We start from the raw sequence: 4,024 nt of genomic DNA, 5'->3' as shown, positions 1-4,024 counted from the left end.
GGGGTGCTGGTGAATGTCGCGGCGCCACGCAATCAACCGGGCCTCGACCGCCTTGGCACGCGTGTCGATCTGCGCCTGCAGCGACGACGCGCCGGCAGCGGCTGCAGCAGCACCGCCGCTGCCCTGCGCACCGGCCGAGGCGGCGCACAGCGCCAGCGCGGCGGCCAGCACGGGGCGCACCAGGGCGGCACGGCCAAGGGATCGGGGGAAAGTTCTCTGCATGTCTTTTGTCTCCGGTTGAATGTTCTTTGTTCGGCACGCGGGCTCGAGGCCCGCGACTCTAGGTTGCGACACCTGTCGTGTATGTCCGCATGAATGAGGACAGGGGAACCCGGCCGGTGCGCGCCATGGCATTATTTCGCCGCAGCGCTCGCGGCCATGACACCGACAAGACAACAAGCGCCGGAGACAACGACACATGACCAACGAATTGACCCTGCCCGTGCAGGACGCATGGCTGGGAGACGCCGTCCAGCACCTGGGCAGTTCCACCTTTCACTCGCGGCTGCTCGAAGGCCTGAACAGCGCGCTGGGCGTGGACCACGTCAGCTACCTCAGCTACGACCGGCACGGCCGCGTGCAGGCAGCCGCGGCGGCCAGCGTGCTCGACCAGAACCTCATCGAGTCGACCACCGAGATCTTCGTCAAGCGCTTCTACGAGCGCGACCCCAACTACCCGCTGATGTGCACCACCGCCACCGACACGCGCGGCAGTGGCAGCACCACCACCGCAGACGGCAGGCCCGAGCTGCAACTGCTGTGGATGTCCCCCGCCAGCATCGGCGACCCCGAGTACCGCCGCCTGCTGTTCGACCGGCCCGGCTTCAGCAGCAAGGTGTCGCTGCTGCGCCGGTGGCGCGACCAGACCTGCTACCTCAACCTGTATTTCTCGCGTACGAAAGTGCAGCGCGACCGCACCGCGCGGCTGATGCGCTCGCACGCCTCGACGCTGATGGCGCTGGCGCACCGGCACGACGAACTGGTGTCGCTGCACCGCCAGCCCGAAGCCGGCCTGTGGCCTGAACTGTCGCAGCGCGAACGCGAGACCGCACGGCTGCTCGTCGAAGGCTGCACCGCCAAGGAAATCGCGCGGCAGCTGTCGCTGTCGCCGGCCACCGTCATCACCTACAAGGAGCGCGTCTACGCCAAGCTGGGCGTGCAGAACCTGCGCGAATTCCTGACGCTGGCCCGGCATTGAATCGAGCGCACCGTTTTTTCTTTCTCTCCACCAAGAACTACATGAAGACATCCATGCACCGCCCCCTCCTGAAACTGCTGGGCGCCCTGCCCCTGGCCGCCACGCTCGCATTCGCCTTCGGGCAGGCGCAGGCCGAGCCCACCGTCGTGGCGCCCGTCAAGGGCTACACCTTCGCGGGCGAAAAGNNTCGTCAGCTTTTCCGCGCTCGCTTTCGACAAGGGCCGCGTGCTGGGCGTCGGCGATGCGGAGTCGATCGCCAGGCAGTACCCCGGCGCGCGCAAGGTCGATGGGCAAGGCCGCACCCTTCTGCCCGGCCTGATCGATGCGCACGGCCACGTCTTTCGCATCGGCTTTCGCCAGAGCGAAGTGGTGGTGACCGAAACGCGCACGCTTGCCGAGGCACAAGCAAAGATCAAGGCCTACGGACAGGCCAATCCCGCGCGCCAGTGGATCATGGGCTCGGGCTGGAACCAGGTCATCTGGAAGCTCGACCGCTTTCCCACCGCGGCCGAACTCGACGCCGCCATTTCCGACCGCCCCGTGACCCTGCGCCGCGTCGATGCCCACGCCATCTGGGCCAACACCAAGGCGCTGCAGATGGCCGGCATCACGCGCGACACACCCGACCCGGTGGGCGGGCGCATCGAGCGCGACGCCAAGGGCGAGCCCACCGGCATCCTGGTCGATAAGGCACAGCTGCTGCTGACCAAGGTGATGCCGCCCTACACCGATGCCGAGCGCCGCATCGCGCTCGACTCGGCCATGCGCCACTTCGCCTCGCTGGGGCTGACAGGCGTGGGCGATGCCGGCACCGGCGCGGACGAAGCGCGCATCTACCGCGAGTTTGCCGATGCGGGCAAGCTCACGTCGCGCGTGTACGCCATGATCAACGACGTCGGCGACGACTACAAGCTGCTGTCGCCCAAGGGCCCCGTCAAGGGCTACGCAGACGAGCGCTTCAACCTGAGCGCCGTGAAGCTCTTCGCCGACGGCGCGCTCGGCAGCCGCGGTGCCGCACTGCTGGAGCCCTACAGCGACGACCACAGCCACAAGGGCCTGCTCTTCATGGACGACACCGTGCTGCGCAACAAGGTGCGCACCGCCCTCAAGGCCGGCTACCAGGTCAACGTGCACGCCATCGGCGACGCGGCCAACCGGCAGATCCTCGATGCCTTCGAGGCCGCCTACAAGGAAGACCCCAGCGGCATGGCGCGGCGCAACCGCATCGAGCATGCGCAGGTGGTGTCGCTGCAGGACATCCCGCGCTTCAAGACCCTGGGCCTCATCGCGTCGATGCAGCCGACCCACGCCACCAGCGACATGAACATGGCCGAAGACCGCGTGGGCAAGGAACGCATCAAGGGTGCGTATGCGTGGCAGACCTTCCTGAAGCAGGGCACCGTGATCGCCGGCGGCTCCGACTTTCCGGTCGAATCGGCAAACCCATTCTTCGGCCTGCACGCGGCCGTGACGCGCACCGACCACAACGGCAAGCCCATCGCCGGCTGGCACCCCGAGGAAGCGATGACGCTGCCGCAGGCGTTCCGCGCGTTCACGCTCGACGCGGCCTACGCCGAGCACCAGGAAAAATCCATCGGCTCGCTGGAGGCCGGCAAGTGGGCCGACTTCATCGTCGTCGACCAGGACCCGTTCACCATCGCGCCGGGCGACATCTGGAAGACGCAGGTGCTGGAGACCTGGGTGGCGGGCGAGCAGGTCTATCGGCAGAAGGCGCGCTGACCGACTCAGGCGTTCATGTCCGGCGCAGCCACCGCGCGCGCCGCGATCGGCACCGACATGACGATCGACGTGCGCGTCTCGCCCAGGTGGTTGATGCTGCCGACGAAAGCCTCGAGGTGCTCGATGTCGCGCGCGACCACCTTCAGCACGTACGAGTCCTGCCCCGTCACGTGGAAGCACTCGAGCACTTCCGTCTTGCTCTTGAGCAGCTTCAGCAGCCGCGCCTTGTCGGGTTGCAGGGTGTTGATGCCGATCAGCGCGGTGACGGTGTAGCCGGCCTTGCGCGGCGGCACCACCGCGCGGTAGCCCTCGATCACGCCCGCCTCTTCGAGCCGCTTGACGCGCTCGGAAGTGGAAGGCACCGACAGGCCCACCTGCCGCGACAGCGCGGTCAACGAGGTGCGCGCGTCCTCCTGGAGCACGTCGAGAATCTGCCAGTTCTTGCTGTCGATTTCCATGGATTTAAGGCACGGGTTGGGTATTGGCTTCCGATCTCAGGCAAATGATTCGATCTGCCTGCGCTTCGCCATTCTCTTCAACGAGCGGTCTGGAGACAATTCAATTCCGACCCGCCAACCCTACACGTACGCACACACGCGCACACGCACATGGACCTCGCCCTCTTCCTCAAGGCCCTCGTCATCGGGCTGTCGATTGCCGCGCCCGTGGGGCCCATCGGCCTGCTCTGCATCCAGCGCACGCTGGCCCATGGCCGCACCATCGGCTTCATGAGCGGACTGGGCGCGGCACTGGCCGATGCGTGCTACGGCGCCATCGGCGCGCTGGGGGTGTCGGCCGTCATCGCGTCGATGGTGGCGGCGCGCGTGCCGCTGGCGCTGGGCGGCGCGGCCTTCCTGGCGTGGATGGGCGTGCAGCTGCTGCGTGCGCCGGTTGCAACGCAGGCACGCCCGGCACAGGACGCGGCCACGCCGCTGAAGGCGATGCTGTCGGTGTTCGCGCTGACGCTGGCCAACCCGATGACGATCCTGTCCTTCATCGCGGTGTTCGCGACCGTCGCAACAGGGCATGCGGGAGACGTCGGCAGCGCGGGTGCCGCCACGTCGATGGTGCTCGGCGTGTTCCTGG

3 protein-coding genes and 2 pseudogenes are annotated in these 4,024 nt (G+C 67.4%); 3 read left to right on the top strand and 2 right to left on the bottom strand.

The window, feature by feature from the left end; genetic code table 11:
- Positions 1-222 (bottom strand): annotated as a pseudogene (locus DBV14_RS30665) (amidohydrolase); the annotation flags it as partial.
- Between the two features lie 196 nt (positions 223-418).
- Between DBV14_RS30665 and DBV14_RS30660 the strand changes: the two are divergent.
- The gene (locus DBV14_RS30660) at positions 419-1,198 is read left to right on the top strand and encodes a helix-turn-helix transcriptional regulator (protein ID WP_124465294.1); all 780 of its coding nucleotides are present in this window, start codon (positions 419-421) and stop codon (positions 1,196-1,198) included.
- 53 nt (positions 1,199-1,251) lie between these two features.
- Positions 1,252-2,938 (top strand): annotated as a pseudogene (locus tag DBV14_RS30655) (amidohydrolase).
- 5 nt (positions 2,939-2,943) lie between these two features.
- On the opposite strand, the gene DBV14_RS30650 reads toward DBV14_RS30655, so the two are convergent.
- A complete protein-coding gene (locus tag DBV14_RS30650; RefSeq protein ID WP_124465292.1) occupies positions 2,944-3,396 on the bottom strand; it encodes an Lrp/AsnC family transcriptional regulator in 453 nt (150 codons plus the stop codon).
- A 150-nt stretch (positions 3,397-3,546) separates the two neighbouring features.
- Here DBV14_RS30650 and DBV14_RS30645 point away from each other — a divergent pair.
- A partial coding sequence (locus DBV14_RS30645; RefSeq protein WP_124465291.1) for a LysE family transporter occupies positions 3,547-4,024 on the top strand: 478 nt, incomplete at its 3' end.

This window comes from Variovorax sp. KBW07 (genome assembly GCF_003852515.1).
GTDB lineage: Bacteria > Pseudomonadota > Gammaproteobacteria > Burkholderiales > Burkholderiaceae_C > Variovorax.
This window is presented reverse-complemented; position numbering and strand designations above follow the sequence as displayed.

Excerpts from the sequence above, each read along its gene's own strand:
- DBV14_RS30660 (WP_124465294.1), top strand. The coding sequence starts at position 419 with ATGACCAACGAATTGACCCTGCCCGTGCAGGACGCATGGCTGGGAGAC.
- DBV14_RS30650 (WP_124465292.1), bottom strand. The coding sequence starts at position 3,396 with ATGGAAATCGACAGCAAGAACTGGCAGATTCTCGACGTGCTCCAGGAG.